Source organism: Leclercia sp. M-A074-M, assembly GCF_965195605.1.
GTDB lineage: Bacteria > Pseudomonadota > Gammaproteobacteria > Enterobacterales > Enterobacteriaceae > Enterobacter.
On record NZ_CBDAHM010000034.1, the window covers coordinates 1 to 672 of the forward strand.

2 protein-coding genes are annotated in these 672 nt (G+C 44.9%); both read right to left on the reverse strand.

Translation table 11 applies throughout. From position 1 onward, the window contains the following. Positions 1-41 precede the first annotated feature (41 nt). Positions 42-176: a hypothetical protein gene (locus ACOKCT_RS22940; RefSeq protein ID WP_256443757.1), complete on the reverse strand. Its 135-nt coding sequence runs from the start codon at positions 174-176 to the stop codon at positions 42-44. A 30-nt stretch (positions 177-206) separates the two neighbouring features. Continuing rightward, positions 207-672, reverse strand: a 466-nt coding sequence (locus tag ACOKCT_RS22945) for a formylglycine-generating enzyme family protein (protein ID WP_420193915.1), incomplete at its 5' end; no start/stop codon positions are given.

The window sequence follows — 672 nt, forward strand, 5'->3', positions numbered from 1 at the left end:
GATATTATTATGCTAAGTAATTTATTCACAGATATCACTCCTCAGGCCAGTGCCTGATTATCAGAGAGTGGGCCAAATTCCCCCATCCGGGGATATAACGGGTTAGTACCCTGCGCCAGTTTATAATCGTAGGTATTGTTCATTGCCAGAGCGTAGCCCCACGTGGCATGAGCCATTATCATGATCCAGCGCCTCTTATTGAAATATTATTGATTAACGGGAACAGGCGAATTAATTACACATCGCGCGGTCATATTTCCGGGAAAGTCTCCATCTGTCACTTTAGGTGAACGAAAAGTACGCCCAACTGTTGAACCAACTATTCCATTATAGGTGTCTGAAGACCTCGCCACTTTCTGATATCCCTTTCCTTTGTATTTGAACTCAGGTTTTTCAGGCCCCTGTGGATCCTTTGTGGGTGAGTTTTTATAATAATCAGGATCATACCAGTCGCTGACCCATTCGAAGCCGTTTCCGGCCATGTCGTAGATACCAAGAGGGTTGGGTGGAAAAGCATCACCCGGTAAGCTGGAGTAAGACCTCAGATGGGTTCCACTTTTTAAGGCATATTGTTGCCTGTCAAATTCAGTACCAAGATTGATGCCCCTGTTTTTTCCGCCGCTGTGAAATTCAATGTCTGCTTTGCCCGTATTGGTGGGTAAAACCACAAAT